This window comes from Saccharopolyspora galaxeae (genome assembly GCF_016526145.1).
Classification (GTDB): domain Bacteria; phylum Actinomycetota; class Actinomycetes; order Mycobacteriales; family Pseudonocardiaceae; genus Saccharopolyspora_C; species Saccharopolyspora_C galaxeae.
In genome coordinates this window covers 292,575-311,464 of the sequence record NZ_JADDUE010000007.1, presented here as the reverse complement: position 1 = coordinate 311,464, position 18,890 = coordinate 292,575, and the positions used below count along the sequence as shown (strand labels likewise).

Here is an 18,890-nt window from a genome sequence, read left to right as displayed (position 1 = left end):
TGAGTTGAGGTGAATGTATCGAGCACACTCGATAGACGCAACCATCGATTCCGGTCGATACACTGACGGTATGGCGATCGCGCTCCGGCAAGCCCAGGTCCTGCCCACCTCCGACGCAGCCACCTACGCCGACTGGTTCGCCTGCCTCGGCGAACCCGTCCGGGTGCGACTGCTGCACGCCGTGGCCACCAGCCCGAATGGCATCACCGTGGGCGCGTTGACCAAGATCCTCGGAACCAGCCAGTCGACTTGCTCATTCCACGTGCGCAAGCTCGCCGACGCGGGCTTCATCCGCCAGGCCAAGGAAGGCACCGCCACGATCGTCACCATCAACGAAGCCTGCTGCACCGGCCTGCCCCATGCCGCCGACGCCGTGATGGGCCTGCTCGGGCCGCAGCCCTGCTGCCCGGACAACCTCCCGCCCGATGTCACCGTCCGCGCCCTCAGCAGCGAGGACTGGATCGCCGTGCGCCGCGTCTACGCCGAAGGCATCGACACCGGCATCGCCACCTTCGAGACCACCGTGCCCAGCAAAGCCAGCCTCGACGCCAAGTGGCTGCCCGACCACCGCTGGGTCGCCGAACTCGACGGCGAGGTCGTCGGCTGGACCGCCGCCAGCCCCGTCTCACCACGCGAGTGCTACGCCGGAGTCGCCGAGACCGCCGTCTACGTCGCTGACGGACACCGCGGACGCGGAGTCGGAAAAGCACTGCTGCATAAGCAAGTCACCGAAGCCGACGCCGCCGGTCTCTGGACCCTGCAAACCGCGATCTTCACCAACAACCGCGCGAGCATCGCCCTGCACCACGCAGCCGGCTACCGCACCGTCGGCATCCGCGAACGCATCGCCCAACGTGACGGCGTCTGGCACGACACCGTGCTCCTGGAACGCCGCTCACCCGTCAACTGACCGACGCGGCAACATCAACGTGAACCGAGCAAGATCCAGGAAGGATTGCTTGCGTGGGTTGCCGCTCTGTCGGGTCAACGGACCTGTCCGAGCCGTCGATGTCGACCGCGGGAGGGTATCCCTCCCGGCAACACCGACGTGACGCAGCCGCACCTCAGCGGCCCGTGGACTCCGCAGGGCCACAGCAGTCCTCGCCCACGCCAGCGGTCGCGCTGCCCTGGCGAGCGAGGCGTCGGATGCTCCACCACCCGTGGAGCAAGAAGAATCCGAGGGTTGCCGTGAGGATCACGGTGGCATACGGGGCGATGGTTTTCATGGTGGCGGTAGCGCCGCTGGCGCCGACACCGAACAGCGCCAGGACGGCAGGGAGCACGGGACTGCAGCACAGGCTGGGCACGAGGCTGGCAAGGAATCCGAGTCCACCGAGTGCGGCCCGGCCTCCGGCAGTGCAGCGTGCCGCGACAGCTTGGCGCAGGGCATAGACCTGCACGGTCAACACGGCGGCCAGCCCCAGGGCCAGCACGATGGCAAAGCCCAGTAGCAGCCCGGTCAGGTACGTCCAGTTGGACAGGCTGAGTTGTCCGCCGGCCTGTTCAGACGGCAACACGGTGGCGTAGACGGCGAAGGTGATGACCGTCAGAGTCGCGAACACGACGCGGGAGGGACGGTCACGGGCCAGTTGAGCCAGCACGGCGCCGCAGGTGGCCGGACGGGGATGGGCGAGGGTGGTCGTGTGAATCGAGGCAGGCATGAACGCTCCTGGTCACAGCGGTGTACGGGCGCGAGGGGCTACGAGGGCCGATCCTCGTCGCGATGCTCGGGTCGCCTGGGCGCATCACAGGTGCTGGAGTGCCTGCTCCGAAGCCGTGTCCCGACCTGCCAGGCCACGACGAGCGCGGCGGCCACGGCGGCACCGATCACCCAGGGGTTGCCCAGCCAGGCGGCGAGAGCGCCGAGTACGCCCGCGGCGATCAGGGCGGGAGCGGCGCAGCACAGCACCAGCAACGCGCCGACGCCGAGCGTGGCTAGCGCTGGCCGCTTGTCCGTGGTGGCCATCGATCCTCCCTCCCCTATGTCCGCCTCGGGGCGCTCTCGGGTGCGTCGATGCGCTCGCAGGCGTCCAGCGCAGTGCAGTTGTCGGCGGCCAGCGCACGGGCGAGCATGACCAACTCGGCCACCCTCGGATCGGTGACCCGGTAGTAGCACCAGCGGCCCTCACGACGAGCCTGGACGTAGCCACAGTCGGCCAGGCACGCCAGGTGGGTGGAGATCCGGCCCTGCGAGAGGCCGATGTGGGCGACGCAGTCGCTCACCGAGTGCTCACCGTCGAGCAGGAACTCCAACAGCCGCAGGCGGCTGGGGTCACCCAAGGCGCGGAAGAACTTCGCCACCGTGCCGACCTCGTCCCCGTCGCCAAGCAACCCGTCGACCGGGGCGATGTTCGCGGCCTCACTCATGCGGGACCACCACCTGCACATATTCGCTAAGGCGGATACTATGACACCAGCATACATCCGGCCAGGCAAATACGATTAGGCGGGCGCGGCGGCTCGCCAGGAAGGGTGCGGAGATGGCCTTCGATCTGGCGATCACCGGCTCCGGGGGTGCGGCGTTCGCGGCGGCGATCGCTGCGCGGCGGGAGAACCACTCGGTGGTGATGATCGAGCGCGGCACCGTCGGGGGTACCTGTGTGAACACCGGCTGCGTGCCCTCGAAAGCGCTGCTGGCTGCCGCCGAGGCGCGGCATATGGCCCTGTCCGCGGAGCGGTTCCCGGGGGTGCGGGCTAGCGTCGAGGAGGTCGCGTTCGCCGAGTTGATCGGCGGGAAGAGCGACCTTGTGACTGCGATGCGGCAGGACAAGTACACGGGATTGGCCGCCGAGTACGGCTGGGAGATCATCGCCGGCCAGGCGCGGTTCGTGGACGGCCCCGCGGTGGAGGTCGACCTCGCCGGGGGTGGGAGCCGCCGGATCGAGGCCGAGCACTATCTCGTCGCCACCGGCTCGGCCCCGCGGATACCCCGGGTGGACGGGCTGGACGAGGTGGACTACCTGACCTCGACCACGGCGATGGAACTCACGGTCCTGCCCGAATCGATGCTGGTCATCGGGGGCAACTATGTCGGCCTGGAACAGGCTCAACTGTTCTCTCGCCTCGGGGTGCGCGTTGAGGTGGTCGAGATGCTGGACCGGCTGGCCCCGGCCGAGGAACCCGAGGTCTCCGACGCACTCGCGCGGGTCTTCGCCGAGGAGGGCATCGGCGTGCGCTCCGGCACCGTCCTGGCGCGGGTGCGACGCGAGAGCGGGCGGGTCGTCGCCGAGCTGCGCGACCCGCAGGGGCACGCTCGCGAGCTGCGGGTCGATGCCCTGTTGATGGCCACCGGGCGCGCACCGGTCACCGACGGATTGGGACTGGACGCCGTCGGCGTACGAACGGGGCAGCACGGCCAGGTCGTCACCGATGAACACCTGCGCACCGACAACCCCCGGATCTGGGCCGCGGGTGACGTGACCGGGCACCCCCAGTTCGTCTACGTCGCGGGCGCGCACGGCGCAGTCGTGGTCGACAACGCCTTCCACCAAGCAGGCCGAACGCTGGAATACCACCACCTGCCGCGGGTGACCTTCACCAGCCCCCAGGTCGCCGCCGCGGGCCTCACCGACGCCGAGGCCCAGCAGCGGGGCTACGACTGCGAATGCCGGGTCCTGTCGCTGGAACACGTGCCGCGCGCCCTGATCAACCGCGACACGCGCGGGCTGATCAAGCTGGTCGCCGAACGCAACACCGGTCGGCTTCTCGGTGCGCACGTGCTCGCCGACGGCGCCGGCGAGGTGATCGCCACCGCCGTCTACGCGCTGCACAACCAGATGAGCGTCTACGAGATGGGCGAGCTGTGGTGCCCGTACCTGACGATGGCCGAAGCCCTCAAACTCGCCGCCCAAACCTTCACCCGCGACATCACCAAACTCTCCTGCTGCGCCGCCTGAGCGAAAAGGAGACGCCAACGATGACTGACAGCACGGGACAGTCCCGGCCGATGACCGTGGGGGAACTGTCCCGCCGTACCGGCGTCCCGATCAAAACGCTGCGCCAGTACACCGACTCCGGCTTGATCTACACCATCGGTCGCAGCGCGGCGAACTACCGACTCTTCGGTGCCGACGCCCTGTGGTGCGTCCACCTGATCGGCCAGCTCCGCAGCCTCGGGCTCACCGTGGCCGAGATCCGCGAGCTGACCGGCACCGCCGATCCGATCGGCCCGCGTCTGGCCTGGTTGCTTCAGCGGTCACGGCAGCGCCTGTCCGCACGGATCGACGAGTTGCATCAGACACTGCGGCGCATCGACGAGTTCGAGGACGCCCACCGCACCGAACTGGCCGGGCGGGGTGGGGTGTGTTGGCCGGGTGACCCCCGCTGCGTCGCGCACGCTTGACCCTCACCCCGGGGTCAGACCCTACGGTCGCGGCAATCCAGCAACTACGCCGTCACCGTGGGAGGTAAGGACCGTGACCAGCGCACATCCCACCCAGACCGTCGCCGAACTCAGCCAGCCAGGCGGCGCCCTCGATCTCGGCCAAGGCCCGGCCCGTCTGCTGATCCGGATGCTCCGCCTGCTCGCCCAAGAGGACCATCCCATCCGCCGTGACCGGGTCCTGGACTCGATCGCGGACCTGGGCATCGAGCACGCGCACGCGGCTGCCCTGCTCGACTCCTGGACCGAACGCGACGACGAGGGCCGAATCGTTGGACTCGGCCTGACCCACAACCCGACCGCTCACCAGGTCATCATCGGCGGCGCCCGGAAATGGACGTGGTGCGCGATGGACACCCTGATCTTCACGATCGTGTTGAACGCTCCGATCACGGTGTCCTCAACCGCCCCCGAATCCGGCACGGTCGTGCGGCTCCAGGTCAGTCCCTCCGGCATCACCGTGGCCGATCCGGTCGAAGCTGCCGTGACGCAGCGCGTGCCCGCTCGTGGCCAATCCGACTTCAGTACGAAGACTGCGATCTGGGGCTCCTTCTGCCATCACAGCTTCTTCTTCCTCAACCGCATTGAGGCCGAGCACTGGGCAGCCGGTCGCGACGACATCGCCACCTTGTCCATTGAGGACGGATTCGACGCAGCGCGGGACATGGCCGCGGCGTTGACGCGATACGAGAAGGACCATGCCGACGAGTGAGCTTGCCGGGCCGAAGACAAATCGAGGACTGATCGACATGACCGAAGAACAGATCCATGCCGGCGCGCGGAAGCTGATTGGCGTCGTCAACGCGAATCTGGCTATGCCTGACCTACTGCCGCACCTGTGGCGGCTGCTCGTTGACCACGGCGAACCCGTTTCTGCAGAGGAGTTGGCCGCCGCTGGCGGCTGGCCGATCGAGGAGGTTCACGCCGAGCTGAGCAGGCAGCCAGGGGTGGACTGGGACGAGCGCGACAAGGTCGCCGGATTCGGGCTGACCCTGCGCCCCACACCGCACGCGTTCACCTTCGACCGCAGGACCGTCTACGGGTGGTGCGCCACCGATACGCTCCAGTTCCCGCGCGGCCTCGGCCGCCCCGGCGTGGTGGACTCCACCTGCCCAGCCACCGGCCAGCACATTCGCATCGAACTCACCCCCAACGGCATCGTCCGCGTCGACCCGCCAGAAGCCGTGGTATCGAAGATGCACCTCACCCGGGCCGTGGCCAACGTGCGCGATCTCTGCGATCTCGGACACTTCTTCAGCTCACGCGAGGTCGCCGCCGACTGGCTAACCGCGCACCCGCAAGGCGAAGTCATCCCGGTCGCCGAGGAATTCGAGGTGGTACGGCGAGCATCAACAGAACTGGGCTGGACGGCGCTGTCGGCACCGAGCCCTCCTGCTTGCTGAGCCGACCGTGAAGGGCCGGGTCGACCTAGCCGGTGATTGGCTGACTGACGAGGCTCTCTATCCAGGTGGCCCGTCGAACTTCCGCTGCACCGGCCGGACGCGCGTCACACCGTGGACGACCTTTTTGGTCGTTCATGGCGGAATGCCGGGAGGGCGACTCCCGCAGCAACCAGCGCGGCGGCCCCGAAAAGGCTGAGAGCCGCGGTGAATCCGGCAGGCAGGAGGACGGCTTGGAAAGCGAGGCTGCCCAGTCCCATACCGGTGAACAAGGTGAAGACGTTGAGGCCCATAGCCAACCCACCGTGGCCAGGCAGGTCTGTGACGATGCCGCCCAGCGGTGGTTGGGTCATGTCGTAGCCCAGCGAGAGGGCGACGATGGTGGCTTGCACGGCCAGCAGCGGCAGTGGGGTGGCCAGTAACAAGGCGCAGACAGCGCCGAGGGCCACGCCTGCGGGGATGATGCGGGCGCGGCCGTAGCGGTCGGCTAGGCGTCCGATGACCGGGCCGAGGAGCAGGCCGGGGATGCCGTAGCCGAGCAGGGTCAGCCCGATGCCGAACTCGCCGAGGCCGAAGCGTTGGGTCAGGTAGACGCTGAGCCAGGTGTAGATGCCGGAGTGCAGCAGCGCGTTGATGAGCACGTAGGTGTAGGTGCGGCGCCCACGGGTCTGGCGCAGCAGGTTCAGGTACCCGGCGGCCACGGTCCGCGGCGCGGGCGGTGCCGCCGACCGCGGGGTCTTCGGTAGGAGTGCCAGTGCCGTGACGAATAGAACCAGCCCGGCCGCGGCGGCGGCCAGGAACAGTCCGGGCCAGCCGACCAGCGGCTCGCCCAGGGCGCCGGTGGTGGCGCCGACGGCGATGCCCCCGGCCATGCCACCGAACAGCCAGCCCAGGGCGTGGCCGCGCCGCTGGTAGGGCACCAGGTCGCCGATGAGTGCCAGGGAGATCGGTACGACGCCGCTGGCGCCGATCGCGGTGGCCAGCCGCATCCCGATGAACGCCCCGGCGCTGACGGCCAACGCGGTTGCGGCGGCCAGCACGGTGAGGGCGGCCAGGGAGCCGAGGATGACCGGGCGGCGCCCGAGGTGTTCGGAGACTGGTCCCCACACCAGCACCATCGCTCCGTAGGGGATCAGGTAGGCGGGCACGGCCAGTCCAACAAGGTCGGGCGAGGTGTGGAAGACCTCGGCCAGCCGCGGGATCAGCGGCGCGACCATGAAGATCTGCGCGAAGATCACAAACGCCGCGGCGGTCAGTAGCGCCAGCATCCCGCGCGGAGCAGCGGGCTTTGTCAGTTGATCAGACACGTCATTTCCTGTGCGACAGGTCCAGGGCGCTGCCCCCGAACCGGTGATGTGCGGTCAAATCCGGTGGTGCCGTGGCCGATCAGGTCACGGTTTGCTCGGAGAACTCCTGGCCTGCTGCGCTGCGGGCGCGACCGACGCTGGCGATGGCGCTGATCAGCAGCGAGGGGCGCGTGCCGAAGGAGTTGAGGAAGATCGTGGTCACGCTGGCGGCCATGGCCACCATGGCCCACACCGGGGAGATCAGCCCGGTGGAGGCCAGCGGGATGCCCAGGCCGTTGAAGGTGAACGCCAAGCCCACGTTGGTGCGGGTGCGCCGGTAGGCCCGGGCACTGATCTCACGAGCATCGAGCACCGCGGTGACCTCGTCGCGCAGCAGGACGATGTCGGCGGATTCCACAGCGATGTCGGTGCCGCCGCCGGCGGCCAGGCCCACGTCGGCCTGCATCAGCGCGGGGGCGTCGTTGATCCCGTCGCCGACCATCGCCACCCGGGTGCCGTCTGCCTGCAACTCGCGCACGATCGCGGCCTTGCCCTCCGGGCGCACCCCGGCATGAACTTCGGTGATGCCGATCTGATCGGCGACGTGGCGTGCGGCGCGCTGGTTGTCGCCGGTGACCAACACCGGCTCCATCCCCGCTCGGCGCATGGCCGTGACCGCCTCGGCGGCGTCGGGCCTTACCTGGTCGCCCAGTGCGATCGCACCCCGCAGCACCTGCTCGGCGGCGACCGCGATCACGGTGTGCCCGGTGGCTTCCTGCTCGGCGATCCAGTCCGACAACCCCGCCAGGTCCACACCGCTGTCGGTGAGCAATCCGGGGCGGCCCACTACGACGTGCTGGCCGTCGACGGTGGCGCGCACGCCGGAGCCGGTCATCGACTCGAAATCGTGCGCCTGCGCCACGGTCACTCCCGCGTCCTCGGCGGCGGCCACGACGGCGCGGGCGAGGGGATGTTCGGAGTGGTGCTCTGCTGCGGCGGCCAGCCCTAGTACGGCGGCCGTGTCGCCGTCGGTGGAGGCGACGGCCCGCACGGTGGGGCGGCCTTCGGTGACGGTGCCCGTCTTGTCCAGCACGATGCGGCGTACCAGCCGGAAGGTCTGGAATGCCTCGCCGGTGCGCATAACGATGCCCCGGTCGGCGGCCAGCCCGGTGCCGCGCACGATCGCCAGCGGCGCGGCGATGCCGACCGCACAGGGGTAGCCCATCACCAGCACCCCGAGTGCGGCGAACACCGCCCGGTGCACGTCCGGTTGCCCGGAGAGCACCCAGCTCGCGCCGAGCCAGGCCAGCAGCGCCACGGCGGCGACGATGAGCACGGCGGGGGTGTAAACGCGCAGCACCCTGTCAACGAGGTGCAGGATGCCGGGCTTGAGCGCCCGGGAGTCCTCCACGTGGCGCACCACCTGAGCCAGGAAGCCTTCCGCTCCAGTAGCGGTGACCTCGATCAGCAGGCTGCCGGTGCCGTTGATCGCCCCGCCCACGACTTCCTCGCCCGGTCCGCGCTCGGCCGGGACCGGTTCCCCGGTGACCAGCGAGAAATCAACCGCTGAGGAGCCGGAGCGGACGCGCCCGTCCAGGGGGATGCGCTCACCCGGCCGCACCCGCACCAGCTGGCCGGTCTCGACCTGCTCGACCGGAACCTCTGACTCGCCGTCGTCGGTGATCAGCCGGGCCAGGTCGGGCTGCAGGTCCAGCAGTTTCTTGATCGACTGACTGGAGCGGGTCTTGACCAGCAGCGACAGCCACTCCGAGAAGATGTGGTAGGTCGCCACGATCGCCGCCACCGCGAAGAACTCCGCGGTCGGATAGTTCGCCAGGACGCCGGTGAGCCCGATGATGCCGCCGGTGATGCCGGCGAACGCGCCGATCTCCAGCAGCACGTGCTGGTTGAGGATGCCGCGGCGCGCGGACTGATACGCCATGGCCAGGATGTGCGGGGCCACCCCGAACACCATCACCCCCGCCAGCACGGCGGCGATCCAGCCATTGACCGGGGGCGCCAGCCACCCGGCGAAGCGGGCGGCCAGGGCCAGCGCACCGGGGGTGGCGACCGCAGCCGCCCAACCGGCAGCCCGGCCCCGCCCGGTGGGGCGCAGGATCGAGAACACCAGCGCCAGCGCCCCGACTAGCAGGGTGGCGCACGCGATCGTCCACCAGCCCTCGGCGATCTGCACCATCGCGGCCAGGCTCACGCCGATCGCGGTGAACAGCCGTTTGCCCTCGCGCAGCAGATCGCGTTCTTCGTCCTCGAAGGCACGCAGCTTGCGTGGGTCGTAGAGTTCGTAGCCGATATCGCGCAGCGTGCCCAGGATCTGTTCGGGCTCAACAATGTCGGGGTCGTAGTCAACGAGGGCCTGCTCGTGGGTCAAGCTCACCGATACAGTGCCGACCCCGTCCATGCGGCCCAGGGCCTTTTCGATCGTGCCTGTGCACAGCGAGCAATGCAGACCCGAGATCCGCGCCCGAATCCGCTGCTGGCCCGGCGTCGTACTCGGCTCCGAGGCCCACAATTGCAGGCGTTCCTCAACGGCGGTACTCACCGGCTCGCCCCGTCGATGACCTCGAAGCCCGCCGCCTCGATCCGCTCAGCCAGCAGCGCACGATCGGCAAGTTCCGGGCCGATACTCACTTCCACGTGGCCGGTGCTGTGGTCTGCGGTCACTTCTCGAACGCCGTCTACACGGTGTAGCACCTTGGCGATGCGCTGTTCGCACCCCGAGCACGACATGCCCGTGACCTGCAACATAACCATGTCCATGGTCGTTGAACTCCCCTGTCCCTGCGGTTGTCCTCGTCTACGTAGACGCTAGAACCTTGCCCCTGGGGTAAGGTCAAGGATGAAAGTTCCGGCCACCGCAGGAGGCTCTGATGGGCATGACCGTGGGCGCGGCGGCCAAGGCCGCCGGGGTCAGCGCCAAGGCGGTGCGACTGTGGGAGTCCAAGGGGTTGCTGCCCCCGGCCGAGCGCACCGAGGCCGGGTACCGCGTCTTCACCGAAGACGATCTCGACGTGCTGCGCTTCATCCGCCAAGCGAAGACTTTGGGCCTGACCCTGCCCGAGATCAAAAAAATCATCGACCTGCAGCGTGACGGTGCCACCCCTTGTGGCCGAGTCACCGAACTGCTCGATACCCACATCGCCGAGATCGACCGCACACTGACCGAACTCCGTCAGCTCCGCCACTCACTGACCACCGCCCGCCAGGCCGCCCGCGACAGCCAACGCCGCGGCGAAGACGCGGTCGTCTGCCACATCATCGAAAACCACACCACCCGTTAACCGATGGCGCTGACAGCCGAAAGCAGCAGACACTGCACGAATGGACAAGCAAGCCGTGCACGATGACATGGAGCGCGCACGCGTCAGCTCCCATCGGCTCCTCAGCGCTGCTACCGATGCCGATCTGCACAAGCCATCGAACGGAACCCGCTGGAACAACAGGCAATTGCTGTTCCACATGCTGCTCGGCTACCTGATCATCCGTGCCTTGGTGATCCTGGTGAAGGTGTTCGACCGGCTACCCTCTGGTGCCGGACGGGGTTTCGCGCGGGCGCTCAATGCTGCGACCACGCCGTTCGACCTTGTGAACTACGCCGGTGCCTACCTCGACGGAACCGTCCTCAACCGCAAGCAGATGGCGTCCCGGGTCGATCGCGTGATCGCGGCACTGCACCGTCGACTGGACGCCGAAACCGAGGCTGACCTCGCCTGCGGCACGCACTATCCCACCCGGTGGGATCCGTGTTTCCAGGAGTTCATGACCCTGGCTGATGTCTACCGCTTTCCCACACAGCACTTCGATTTCCACCGGCGTCAGCTCACACTTGATAACGCAAGCTGACACCGAGTCGCAGGGAAGCCAACCGCGGCGGTCGAGGTAGCTCGGCGGCTCAGTCCCGCACGGTCGCACTGGCCGGGCCGTATCAGCCGCCGACGACAACCGCTCCGTGTCACAAGATCAGTGTCGGTTGGGGTCGTGGCTATCCGTTCGGCTGCCCCAGGCGCCACTCTCCCGAGGAGTAGCCAGCACCCGCCAAGCACCAAGTCCGCCGTGCTGGACCGCGTAGTGCTCCGCCGTCGCTCGATCACCGAACCGCACCTCTTGCGGCCGTGTGGTGTGCACGATCTTGACCGCCACCAAGACCCCCAACCGTATCGAAGTTCACACCTGACCAGATGTTCGCACATCCGTTCGATCAATGCTCGGCGACATCCCCCACCGACATGCCAACAGCATGAGCGTGACCCCCGACAGCCGGTGACCAGCCATGTGTTGTGAGGTGAGCGGCCCGAAGCGAAAGACGGATGGTGCAGGTCTCGACAGCCTCAGCGGTCGTCGCGACTTCCGCTGCCCTGGACGAGAGGGACGGTTAGGCGCACACGGCCATGTCCGTGATGGTGTCCTGGTCGAACTCACCTCGGGCGATGCCATCTAGGAAGGCGACGACCTCGGCTTCGGTGAACTGCAGCTCCGGGTCCGCCCCAGAGGGCTGCGGCACGGTGCTGCGGAAGACGTACGTCCGGCCCGTCCGCCGCGTCATCTCCAGGCAGAGGCCGGTGGTGTTCCCGGAGCGCACCCCAACCAGGAAGGCGTCGAACTGTACATCGGTGAACACGAGACGGTGATCGTTGCGTGCTCCGAAGGCAGTCTTGTCGTCGCGGAGTTCAACCCGGTGGCCTCGACGGGCCACCCGCACACACTGTTTGTCCGGGTTGCTGGCGCTCGCCTTGCGGAAGTCGCGCTCGGCAAAGGCGGGCGGTGAGCTGGTCATCAGCGGTTCTCTCCTCGGGGAACAGTCACTTCGTGAAGTCTTGAAGGACCGTCTTTAGGAACTTTCGGGTCTCATCGAACCGTAGCGCAGCATTCGACAGACGAGCCCACGCTGCCTCGTATGCCTTCAGAGCCTTCTTGTCGTCCAGGTAGCGCACCTCGGCCTCGCCTTCGACGTAGGCCAGCTCCAGTGGCCCGGCTGCACCAGGTGAAGGCACTCGAAGCAGCGTGAACGTGTTCGCGATCGGGGACCGCCGACCTGCTGGCTGATCGAACGGCATGACCTGGAGATGCACGTTTGGCCGGTTGGAGAGCTTGATCAGGTAGTCGATCTGCTCCCGCATGATGTCGGCGTCGCCCCAGACACGCCGGACGCAGGACTCGGAGAGCACGTACTGAACGACCGGCGGTTCGGGCTTGTCAAGGATGTCTTGTCGTGCCAGCCGAGCCTTGATCCGATCTTCCAGCGGTACGCCGTGGTTGTCTGGCTGGTCAGCGTGCATTGCGCGGACGTATGCCTCGCACTGCAGCAAGCCCGGAACAACCTCGACCTCGGCCGCTTGCATCTGGTCGGCGTGCTTCTCCAGATCCACCAGCAGCCGAAAGTCCTCGCCGTAGGCCCTGTTGTAGCCAGTCGTCCAAAAGCCGCGCTTGTGGTTGTCGCGTCGCAGCTCACGCAGCGCCTCCTGGTAACCCTCGTCGTCGAAGCCGAGCTTTGCGGCAAGCAAGACCAGATCACCAGGCGAAATGCTGCTACCACCGTTAATCAGACTCCCGATACGGGATGGACTCGTCTCGATCAGCTGCGCGGCATCCGCCTGGGACAGTCCCGCGCTCTCGATCATGTGGGCGATCTCGTGCCCGAGCAACATCTTCTTAGCTGTACGGACCGTGGCCGGCATGGATACGGGACCTCTCCGTCAACAGGGGCGCGTGTCAAGCGAAGCGACTGTTGCTCCATCCGAAGGATATCGACGGGTTCCAGTCGAATATAGCGCGCCTAAAACTTGTGTTCCAAGCAAACCTGGTCCATGCTTGCCATAGTAAGCTGCCATCGCAAGTTTCATGACGGCAGCTTGAACATAGAAGATGCATCCTGGCGAGGTGAGCACGATGGCCACTCCCATCCACGCCCTGAATAGGCCCGCAGCCAGCAACAATGTCCCTGCCGCCGACGCCGTCGACCGCCCCCGGAGGGTGTCGACCTACCACCGCAGCGACCGCGTTGTGCTGGTAACCCCACCTGGAGAGGCGGCGGTAATGCAGCCCGACGACGCTCGAACCTTGGCCGACCGCCTGTACGAGCACGCGGACGCCGTCGACTCCCGGCCGTCCGGCCGCGTCCTTCGCTTCCCAAGCCGCTAAGACCAGCCCGGCCGGCCCCCGAACCGGCTCGGGCGCATGAGGGCGGGCGGCGCCGCGTCGAGTCACCCCCAGCCGCCGACTCCGCGCGCCGCCCGCTTCCTCACCGAGAGGTGATCCAATGACCACGCCGAGCGAACGGCTGTTCTTCACTTGGTTCCTCAGCGGTACCGACAACCAGGACCACGCCGTCGTCGACGAGGAGTTCGCGCGGGCACTCCATACCGATTCCGGCCTGCGCGAAGCCCTCTGCGGGCACCTCGTTGTACCGCGGTCGCTCACTGTGCCGCCGGGGCCGCGCTGCACCCGATGCCTGATCTTCGTGAGAGCCCGCGCCACGCTGCCCGGCCCCGATCTTCGGATGGCGGACCGACCCCGCCACCGCCATCGCACGCCGACTTTCCTTCGTCGGCTGTTCCGCCGCCCTGTCCGATCCGCCGCGTGCACGGCTGTCCCCCGGGCGGATCGGGCAAGGCCAGACCGCGGCGGCCCCGCCGCTGAAACCCCTCCTTCCGGCGGGGCCGCCGCGCACCACCCCCGACCTCGGACACCGCAACAGACGCCCTCCACCGCCGAAGGGCGCCACAAGCACGGAACGGAGTAACAACATGGCGACCCCGACTTCCGCCGCAACCCGATCCGATTTCGATGAGCCCGACCTCGCCATCGAGGCGAACTTCTTCTCCGAACACATGGACTGGCCCGTCAGCATCGACGTCACACACCAGCGACTAGTTGTGCATACCGGCGACGTACTCGACGCGCTCGTTCTCCCGCGATCCCTGGCCGAGCCGGTAGCGCTGGACCTCTCCTCCAGCTTGATGGCAGGTCCTGTGAGCAGGGACAACCGTGACCGCTGGTGGACCTTCATCACCGAGCCCTGCCAGCGGCAGAACGTCGAGCTTCCCCACGACCTGCGCGCCACACGCGTGCACGCCGTCCCACCCGGAGGCGAACTCGTCATTCCTCCGATCGCTGAGACCACGTCGTGGTGGCAGCAACCCCAGCCCGGCCGGCTGCTGCCGCCGTGGTCAGCAGTCGTGGCTATCGCCCGTCGGGTCATCAATCGCGGCAGGTAACCCCCGATCGTCCTGTCCGATCCGCTGCCCTCACGGCAGTCCCCGAACGGATCGGTCAGGACTCAGCCACGGCGGCCTTGTCGAGGCCCCGACCGTGACCGGGCCGCCGTGGCACCTGAGTCCCCCGGTGAGCGCGCGGTACCCCCTTCCGCCGCCTGCTCCAAGACGACATACTCGAAGGAAGATTGGAGTTGATCGGCCGTGTCGACGGCTGTCGATCCCCCACCCACCTGCCACCCCGATTCCGATTACACCGCGCTGACCTCCCCCTCGGGACACACGTGCACCACGTGGGAACTCGTCCCGAACACCGGCGGTTGGTCCGAGTGCAACTGCGGCCACGTCTGGCCGCCGGCTAACCGCAAGCAGGGAAGTAGTCGGCGGTGACGGCCCCATGCGCACGCCGTCTGCGCCGACTCCGGCTGTCCGTCGCCGGCAGCGAGCCACGGTGAACGCCCCGATCTTCTACGTGGCCAACCCAGGGCAAGACTGGAAGCGCCACTACGCCCAGCTGCGTAACAACCGCATGGTTCAGCTCTGGGACGGAGGCCGCCCGGTGGTATTGACCATGTGTGGCCGGCTGGGCCAGACCTGCACGGAAGTTCGCCACGCCGAGGATTGTGAAGGCTGCAAGCGCGCCCGCGCCGAAGAACAGTCCGCCACCGTCGAGATGCAGCGACCACTGCTGGTTCCCGGAGCGGAACACCTTTCCGACGCCCCCTGTCCGGACGAACAAGAGCCGCACGCCCCTGGTAGGCCACGCGGTTCTGAGTCAGTGGCCTCGTGACCACCCAGTACGGCGAACTGCCCCAGGAAAGCGAGAGCGAAACCACTGGGGTGCTTATTTGCACTGGAAGACGCCTGGAACAACGAAGGGAATCGCGGATGGCGGACCGAGAACTACACCCCATGCCGGTCTCCGAAACCTGCGTGCTCCGCGGCGACCTGGGGCTCGGCGAGTACGCCCGCGGTCAGCTCCTGGTGCTGTACCTGATGTACCTGCGCCGCGTACACGACGCACTGCGCCGCGAACAAGTGGAAGAGAAAGGAACTTCCATGCCCGACGAGCTGCCAGACCTGGACGGTCTCGCTGCCCGCGATGCGCACGACAACATTGTCCATCGCTACATCGGCGTTGCCGTCGACAACGGCGGCCGGGTGCTGTTCGTGCAGCGTCGATCTGACGACGAGTTCCACCCAGGCCGGTGGGAGGTCCCGGTCGCCCGAATCGCTGTCGACGAGCACCCCATGCACGCCATCGACCACGCGCTCACCGAAGCGACCGGCCTGGAGATCGACGAGATCACCGCCTACCTCGGCCACTTCGACTTCATCGACCGCGACGGCCACCTTGCCCGACAACACACCTACGCCGTCTCGGTCTCCAACGTTATGCAACTCGGCGTCGGCGGGAATTACGGCGACCACCGCTGGGAGCTGGCCAACGGAACCACCGAAGTTGTCGATGAATCCGTGGCCGCGCTCGTGGGCAATCAACTCGACGCCCAGCCTCGGCGCGAAATCGAAAGCGAAGAGACGTCGAGGTGACCGACCTGACCGTGCCTGGCGATTTCTGCTCGGAGTGATCGTCGTCCGGAAGATAAGGAATGATACGGCTAAGGACGGAGTGCTGACCATGATCACCAGCACCAACAGACGAGTTGCCGATCACAGTCGTTCGACAGTTGATCTTTCGATCGTCAACTACGCGCATGGTGGCAGCGACTGCGATGCCGACCGTGCCTGCGGAACCTGGGATTACGACGGTCTACGCCGCATCATGCGCGGCCCACGCTGGCCGGACATCCTCATCGTCTTCGAAGGCGAGCGGTGGGCGCTCACCGGAGGCGATGGAGGATGGGGCGCCGCGGTGGCGCTACGCCGTGAACAACGCGAGCTGGGGTTAACCGAACGCCCGTACGTGCCGCTGTTCGGCACTGACCCAGGGGCCGAGGAGCTCGGCGGCACGGACACTGATCACCAATGCGCTCGACCGGCTCTACACGCAGCAGAGCCCGGATGAGCAGTCGAGAACATGAAGACCGATGGTCAGTGCCTACCTCCAGCTCGAACCTCTGCCGGAACACGAGGTATTCCGAACCCGCCTCGGACTGTGCGTGATGGACCACGCCGCAGGCGTTGACCGTGCAGCCGCGCCGAGGTTATTGAGCGGATGGTCCAGGAAGCCGTCGGTACGGTCGACGCCCACCTCGCTTGGGACGTGCTCGCGCACGAGCTGTGCCGGTCCGCTCTCTCGGGGCACGACTTGGACACATTGGTCGAGACCGTGGAGTCCTCCGGACTGCGGAGGGGGACAATGCCATCTCACCTGCTAGACGCGCTCGTTACCTCGGTGAAGGTCGGTGAGGAGCAGTTGAGCGATGCCTTGGCGCAAGAGGTGCACCACGTTCCGGATGTACCTCGTTAACCGGACGACCGTGCCAAGGGGTGACATTTGGAGGATCAACGTTGATCGGATCTATTGACGTTATTGCTAACGGAATCGTCTGCTACGACCAATCCCTGCTCCTAAGCCGCAGAGGAGGGTGGGATTTTTGGACACTCCCTGGAGATTCGGTCAAACCGGGAGAACCGATCGAAGAAGCACTGAAACGCACGCTGCAGACCGCTCTGCGAACTCCCCTTCACAGTCACGATCTTTCCTCCGTCGTAGAGAGCATGGAGTCCGCCGACGGACGCCCGAACCACGAGCTTCACTTCCTCTTTGACGTCGAGCTGGACGAGCCCGTCCAGGACAACGCCGGCAGCGACATCGAGACGAGATGGTTTTGGTGGGGAGACATCGACAGTGTCGATATCCGCCCCTCGGCGCTTGCCAACCAGGTACGTGACCCGGCTTTTGAACAGCGCGTATGGATACCGGCGACCTGTTCGGTAAACGAAGAAGCGGTGAGGTCAGGATGATCTTCGACCTCGCCCCTTGTCGACATGGGGCCTCCGACCTCGGGGCGAGTACAGATCACACGACGATGATCGTTCAGGAGGGGATGAGGATCGCGGCCACAGTGCCGAGCAGCACGGCGGGGCCGTGGGGTAGACCGCTCATTGATCGCTTATGCCCCACCGCGGTTTCGCTCGCGTACAGGAGAGACCCGACCAGCCAGATCGCTAGCAACCCGCCAACGATGGTCGGCCAGCCCTGCCAGCCCAAGACAACGCCGGACACGCCCGCCAGCTTGACGTCACCCCCGCCGAGCTGGCCGCGCAAGAACATGTACAGCGCCCCGTAGAAGAGCAAGAACAACGCCGCTCCCAGCAGCGACCGAACGAGGCGTTCGGGATGCGCGCTCCACAGCGTCGCCGCGAGCAGAGCGCCCAAGGTCACCGCGTAGCTCAGGACCACAAGCCAGTTGGGCAGTTTGCCCATTCGCAGGTCGATCAAGGCAAGCGGCGTGGCGATCACGGCGAACGCGGACAGCACCAGTGCTTCCGGGGTCGCTCCTAATCGCCATACGTCCAGCGCAACGAGGCCGCCCGCACCAAGAACGCCTGTCGCCACATGCGCCGACGGGATCTCCGGTTCGTGCCTTCGGACGAGCATGGCGAACAGCGCGCCGACGACCAGCGCGATCGAGGGCCAGACCAGGATGGCAAGATCCGGAACCGGGATGGCGATCACTCCAACCGTGTTGTCGCTTTCGGGTATCCGTGGCAGTCGCACACACCGTGTGTCTACATGATCACCTGTTGTTACTGCAGGCGTCGTCTACTGCTGCGCCAAATGGGTGATTTTTTCGTTTCGAAGCTATTCGCGGTGATTCTGCCCCAGGTCAGGTTGATGTGACCGCGGCAACCCGGGGTACATGTGGTGGCTCGATCACGCAGTGGATCAGCGACCAGCCCGGGGGAGTTGTATGCGTAGTCCTCTCGTCCCATCGATCTTCCGCCGCGGCGGAGCCCTGCCGGGTGCAGTAATCGTTTGCGCCGTTGGAGTACTCGCGGCGGCTTGCGGTTCGCAAGGACCGGCTCCGGCTCCGCAGGCACACCAACGGCCGAGCGGTGAGTCCACGCCGCCGCCGACCTCGAAAGCGCCCTCTCCGGCCGATGCGGCAGGCCAGCAGGCCAAGACGGCGTACCTCGGCATGTGGGAAGCGATGGCCAAGGCAGGCGAAACATCCGATTGGAAGTCGCCGGAGTTAGGAAAGTTCGCCACCGACAATGCGCTGACCACGATCACGCGAAGCCTGTACACCGACCACTTCAACCGCGTCGTGACTCAGGGGATGCCCAAGAACAATCCGCAGGTCACCTCGGTTGAGCCCCCGAATGCGCCGGCGACGGTGATGCTGTCGGACTGCGGTGACTCCAGCGGCACCGTGAAGGTGTTCGCGGATTCGCGCAAGCCCATCAACGACGAGCCCGGGGGCCGCCGGGCGATCGTCGCTGAGGTGAAGAAGCAGCCCGACGGTGCCTGGCGGGTGACCAGGTTCGCAGTGCAGGGGGTTGGCACATGTTAAGACGTGCAGCGTTCGTTCTTGGCTCAGTGTCCACTTTGGTCCTTGCTGGTTCCTGGACCTCGTCGGCAGACGACATGTGGGGGAATACCACCTGCGGTGAGACGTCCTACGTC

General features: G+C 66.9%; 21 protein-coding genes. 12 read left to right on the top strand and 9 right to left on the bottom strand.

Going from position 1 to position 18,890, the window contains the following annotated elements:
* The first annotated feature begins 70 nt into the window (after positions 1 to 70).
* Positions 71 to 910: a helix-turn-helix domain-containing GNAT family N-acetyltransferase gene (locus INP57_RS18190; RefSeq protein ID WP_200071424.1), complete on the top strand. Its 840-nt coding sequence runs from the start codon at positions 71 to 73 to the stop codon at positions 908 to 910.
* A gap of 154 nt (positions 911 to 1,064) precedes the next feature.
* Here INP57_RS18190 and INP57_RS18185 read toward each other — a convergent pair whose 3' ends face one another.
* The 3 genes from INP57_RS18185 to INP57_RS18175 are packed head-to-tail and all read right to left on the bottom strand — an operon-like array spanning position 1,065 to position 2,367.
* A complete protein-coding gene (locus INP57_RS18185) occupies positions 1,065 to 1,661 on the bottom strand; it encodes a hypothetical protein (protein WP_200071423.1) in 597 nt (198 codons plus the stop codon).
* A 38-nt stretch (positions 1,662 to 1,699) separates the two neighbouring features.
* Entirely contained in the window at positions 1,700 to 1,966 is a 267-nt protein-coding gene (gene merT / locus INP57_RS18180) for a mercuric ion transporter MerT (RefSeq protein WP_200071422.1), read from the bottom strand.
* Between the two features lie 14 nt (positions 1,967 to 1,980).
* Positions 1,981 to 2,367 (bottom strand): ArsR/SmtB family transcription factor, encoded by a 387-nt coding sequence (locus INP57_RS18175; RefSeq protein ID WP_200071421.1) that lies wholly within the window; start codon positions 2,365 to 2,367, stop codon positions 1,981 to 1,983.
* A gap of 113 nt (positions 2,368 to 2,480) precedes the next feature.
* Between INP57_RS18175 and merA the strand changes: the two genes are divergently transcribed.
* The 4 genes from merA to merB (INP57_RS18155) all read left to right on the top strand — a co-directional run bounded on the left by merA (position 2,481) and on the right by merB (INP57_RS18155) (position 5,784).
* The gene (gene merA / locus INP57_RS18170) at positions 2,481 to 3,896 is read left to right on the top strand and encodes a mercury(II) reductase (RefSeq protein ID WP_200071420.1); all 1,416 of its coding nucleotides are present in this window, start codon (positions 2,481 to 2,483) and stop codon (positions 3,894 to 3,896) included.
* Between the two features lie 50 nt (positions 3,897 to 3,946).
* Positions 3,947 to 4,342 carry a MerR family transcriptional regulator gene (locus INP57_RS18165; protein ID WP_200071419.1) on the top strand — a complete coding sequence of 132 codons (396 nt, stop codon included), beginning with the start codon at positions 3,947 to 3,949 and terminating at the stop codon, positions 4,340 to 4,342.
* A 73-nt stretch (positions 4,343 to 4,415) separates the two neighbouring features.
* On the top strand, positions 4,416 to 5,093 hold the full coding sequence (merB, locus tag INP57_RS18160; RefSeq protein ID WP_200071418.1) for an organomercurial lyase: 678 nt from the start codon (positions 4,416 to 4,418) through the stop codon (positions 5,091 to 5,093).
* A 37-nt stretch (positions 5,094 to 5,130) separates the two neighbouring features.
* A complete protein-coding gene (merB, locus tag INP57_RS18155; RefSeq protein ID WP_200071417.1) occupies positions 5,131 to 5,784 on the top strand; it encodes an organomercurial lyase MerB in 654 nt (217 codons plus the stop codon).
* A gap of 104 nt (positions 5,785 to 5,888) precedes the next feature.
* On the opposite strand, the gene INP57_RS18150 is transcribed toward merB (INP57_RS18155), so the two are convergent.
* The 3 genes from INP57_RS18150 to INP57_RS18140 form a co-directional block, all read right to left on the bottom strand.
* Positions 5,889 to 7,088, bottom strand: a complete 1,200-nt coding sequence (locus INP57_RS18150; protein ID WP_307850147.1) for an MFS transporter — start codon at positions 7,086 to 7,088, stop codon at positions 5,889 to 5,891.
* A gap of 79 nt (positions 7,089 to 7,167) precedes the next feature.
* Positions 7,168 to 9,627: a heavy metal translocating P-type ATPase gene (locus INP57_RS18145; protein ID WP_200071416.1), complete on the bottom strand. Its 2,460-nt coding sequence runs from the start codon at positions 9,625 to 9,627 to the stop codon at positions 7,168 to 7,170.
* Positions 9,624 to 9,845 carry a heavy-metal-associated domain-containing protein gene (locus INP57_RS18140; RefSeq protein WP_200071415.1) on the bottom strand — a complete coding sequence of 74 codons (222 nt, stop codon included), beginning with the start codon at positions 9,843 to 9,845 and terminating at the stop codon, positions 9,624 to 9,626. Before INP57_RS18140 ends, INP57_RS18145 begins: the two co-directional genes overlap by 4 nt.
* 110 nt (positions 9,846 to 9,955) lie before the next feature.
* Here INP57_RS18140 and INP57_RS18135 point away from each other — a divergent pair, with 110 nt between their 5' ends.
* Positions 9,956 to 10,366 carry a MerR family transcriptional regulator gene (locus INP57_RS18135; protein ID WP_200071414.1) on the top strand — a complete coding sequence of 137 codons (411 nt, stop codon included), beginning with the start codon at positions 9,956 to 9,958 and terminating at the stop codon, positions 10,364 to 10,366.
* A gap of 40 nt (positions 10,367 to 10,406) precedes the next feature.
* Positions 10,407 to 10,928, top strand: a complete 522-nt coding sequence (locus tag INP57_RS18130) for a DinB family protein (RefSeq protein ID WP_200071413.1) — start codon at positions 10,407 to 10,409, stop codon at positions 10,926 to 10,928.
* 529 nt (positions 10,929 to 11,457) lie between these two features.
* Here the strand turns inward: INP57_RS18130 and INP57_RS18125 are convergent.
* Both INP57_RS18125 and INP57_RS18120 read right to left on the bottom strand, forming a co-directional pair.
* Positions 11,458 to 11,859, bottom strand: a complete 402-nt coding sequence (locus INP57_RS18125) for a DUF397 domain-containing protein (protein ID WP_200071412.1) — start codon at positions 11,857 to 11,859, stop codon at positions 11,458 to 11,460.
* 25 nt (positions 11,860 to 11,884) lie between these two features.
* Positions 11,885 to 12,760, bottom strand: coding sequence for a helix-turn-helix domain-containing protein (locus INP57_RS18120; RefSeq protein ID WP_200071411.1), 876 nt, complete (start codon positions 12,758 to 12,760; stop codon positions 11,885 to 11,887).
* Positions 12,761 to 13,828: 1,068 nt separating this feature from the next.
* Here INP57_RS18120 and INP57_RS18115 point away from each other — a divergent pair.
* From INP57_RS18115 to INP57_RS18100, 4 genes are all read left to right on the top strand, one after another.
* Entirely contained in the window at positions 13,829 to 14,299 is a 471-nt protein-coding gene (locus tag INP57_RS18115) for a hypothetical protein (protein WP_200071410.1), read from the top strand.
* Between the two features lie 783 nt (positions 14,300 to 15,082).
* Positions 15,083 to 15,847 carry an NUDIX hydrolase gene (locus INP57_RS18110; protein ID WP_200071409.1) on the top strand — a complete coding sequence of 255 codons (765 nt, stop codon included), beginning with the start codon at positions 15,083 to 15,085 and terminating at the stop codon, positions 15,845 to 15,847.
* An 88-nt stretch (positions 15,848 to 15,935) separates the two neighbouring features.
* Positions 15,936 to 16,322, top strand: a complete 387-nt coding sequence (locus INP57_RS18105) for a hypothetical protein (protein ID WP_200071408.1) — start codon at positions 15,936 to 15,938, stop codon at positions 16,320 to 16,322.
* A gap of 446 nt (positions 16,323 to 16,768) precedes the next feature.
* Entirely contained in the window at positions 16,769 to 17,224 is a 456-nt protein-coding gene (locus INP57_RS18100; RefSeq protein ID WP_200071407.1) for an NUDIX domain-containing protein, read from the top strand.
* Between the two features lie 73 nt (positions 17,225 to 17,297).
* Here the strand turns inward: INP57_RS18100 and INP57_RS29635 are convergent, their stop codons facing one another.
* The gene (locus tag INP57_RS29635) at positions 17,298 to 17,939 is read right to left on the bottom strand and encodes a prepilin peptidase (RefSeq protein WP_200071406.1); all 642 of its coding nucleotides are present in this window, start codon (positions 17,937 to 17,939) and stop codon (positions 17,298 to 17,300) included.
* A 475-nt stretch (positions 17,940 to 18,414) separates the two neighbouring features.
* On the opposite strand from INP57_RS29635, the gene INP57_RS18090 reads away from it, so the two are divergent.
* Complete coding sequence (locus INP57_RS18090) at positions 18,415 to 18,777, top strand: hypothetical protein (protein ID WP_233627767.1); 363 nt, start codon at positions 18,415 to 18,417, stop codon at positions 18,775 to 18,777.
* The last annotated feature ends 113 nt before the right edge of the window (positions 18,778 to 18,890 follow it).

Coding starts and splice junctions, on each gene's coding strand:
- INP57_RS18190 (WP_200071424.1), top strand. CDS start 71: ATGGCGATCGCGCTCCGGCAAGCCCAGGTCCTGCCCACCTCCGACGCA.
- INP57_RS18185 (WP_200071423.1), bottom strand. CDS start 1,661: ATGCCTGCCTCGATTCACACGACCACCCTCGCCCATCCCCGTCCGGCC.
- merT (WP_200071422.1), bottom strand. CDS start 1,966: ATGGCCACCACGGACAAGCGGCCAGCGCTAGCCACGCTCGGCGTCGGC.
- INP57_RS18175 (WP_200071421.1), bottom strand. CDS start 2,367: ATGAGTGAGGCCGCGAACATCGCCCCGGTCGACGGGTTGCTTGGCGAC.
- merA (WP_200071420.1), top strand. CDS start 2,481: ATGGCCTTCGATCTGGCGATCACCGGCTCCGGGGGTGCGGCGTTCGCG.
- INP57_RS18165 (WP_200071419.1), top strand. CDS start 3,947: ATGACCGTGGGGGAACTGTCCCGCCGTACCGGCGTCCCGATCAAAACG.
- merB (WP_200071417.1), top strand. CDS start 5,131: ATGACCGAAGAACAGATCCATGCCGGCGCGCGGAAGCTGATTGGCGTC.
- INP57_RS18140 (WP_200071415.1), bottom strand. CDS start 9,845: ATGGACATGGTTATGTTGCAGGTCACGGGCATGTCGTGCTCGGGGTGC.
- INP57_RS18135 (WP_200071414.1), top strand. CDS start 9,956: ATGGGCATGACCGTGGGCGCGGCGGCCAAGGCCGCCGGGGTCAGCGCC.
- INP57_RS18130 (WP_200071413.1), top strand. CDS start 10,407: ATGGACAAGCAAGCCGTGCACGATGACATGGAGCGCGCACGCGTCAGC.
- INP57_RS18125 (WP_200071412.1), bottom strand. CDS start 11,859: ATGACCAGCTCACCGCCCGCCTTTGCCGAGCGCGACTTCCGCAAGGCG.
- INP57_RS18120 (WP_200071411.1), bottom strand. CDS start 12,760: ATGCCGGCCACGGTCCGTACAGCTAAGAAGATGTTGCTCGGGCACGAG.
- INP57_RS18115 (WP_200071410.1), top strand. CDS start 13,829: ATGGCGACCCCGACTTCCGCCGCAACCCGATCCGATTTCGATGAGCCC.
- INP57_RS18105 (WP_200071408.1), top strand. CDS start 15,936: ATGATCACCAGCACCAACAGACGAGTTGCCGATCACAGTCGTTCGACA.
- INP57_RS18090 (WP_233627767.1), top strand. CDS start 18,415: ATGGCCAAGGCAGGCGAAACATCCGATTGGAAGTCGCCGGAGTTAGGA.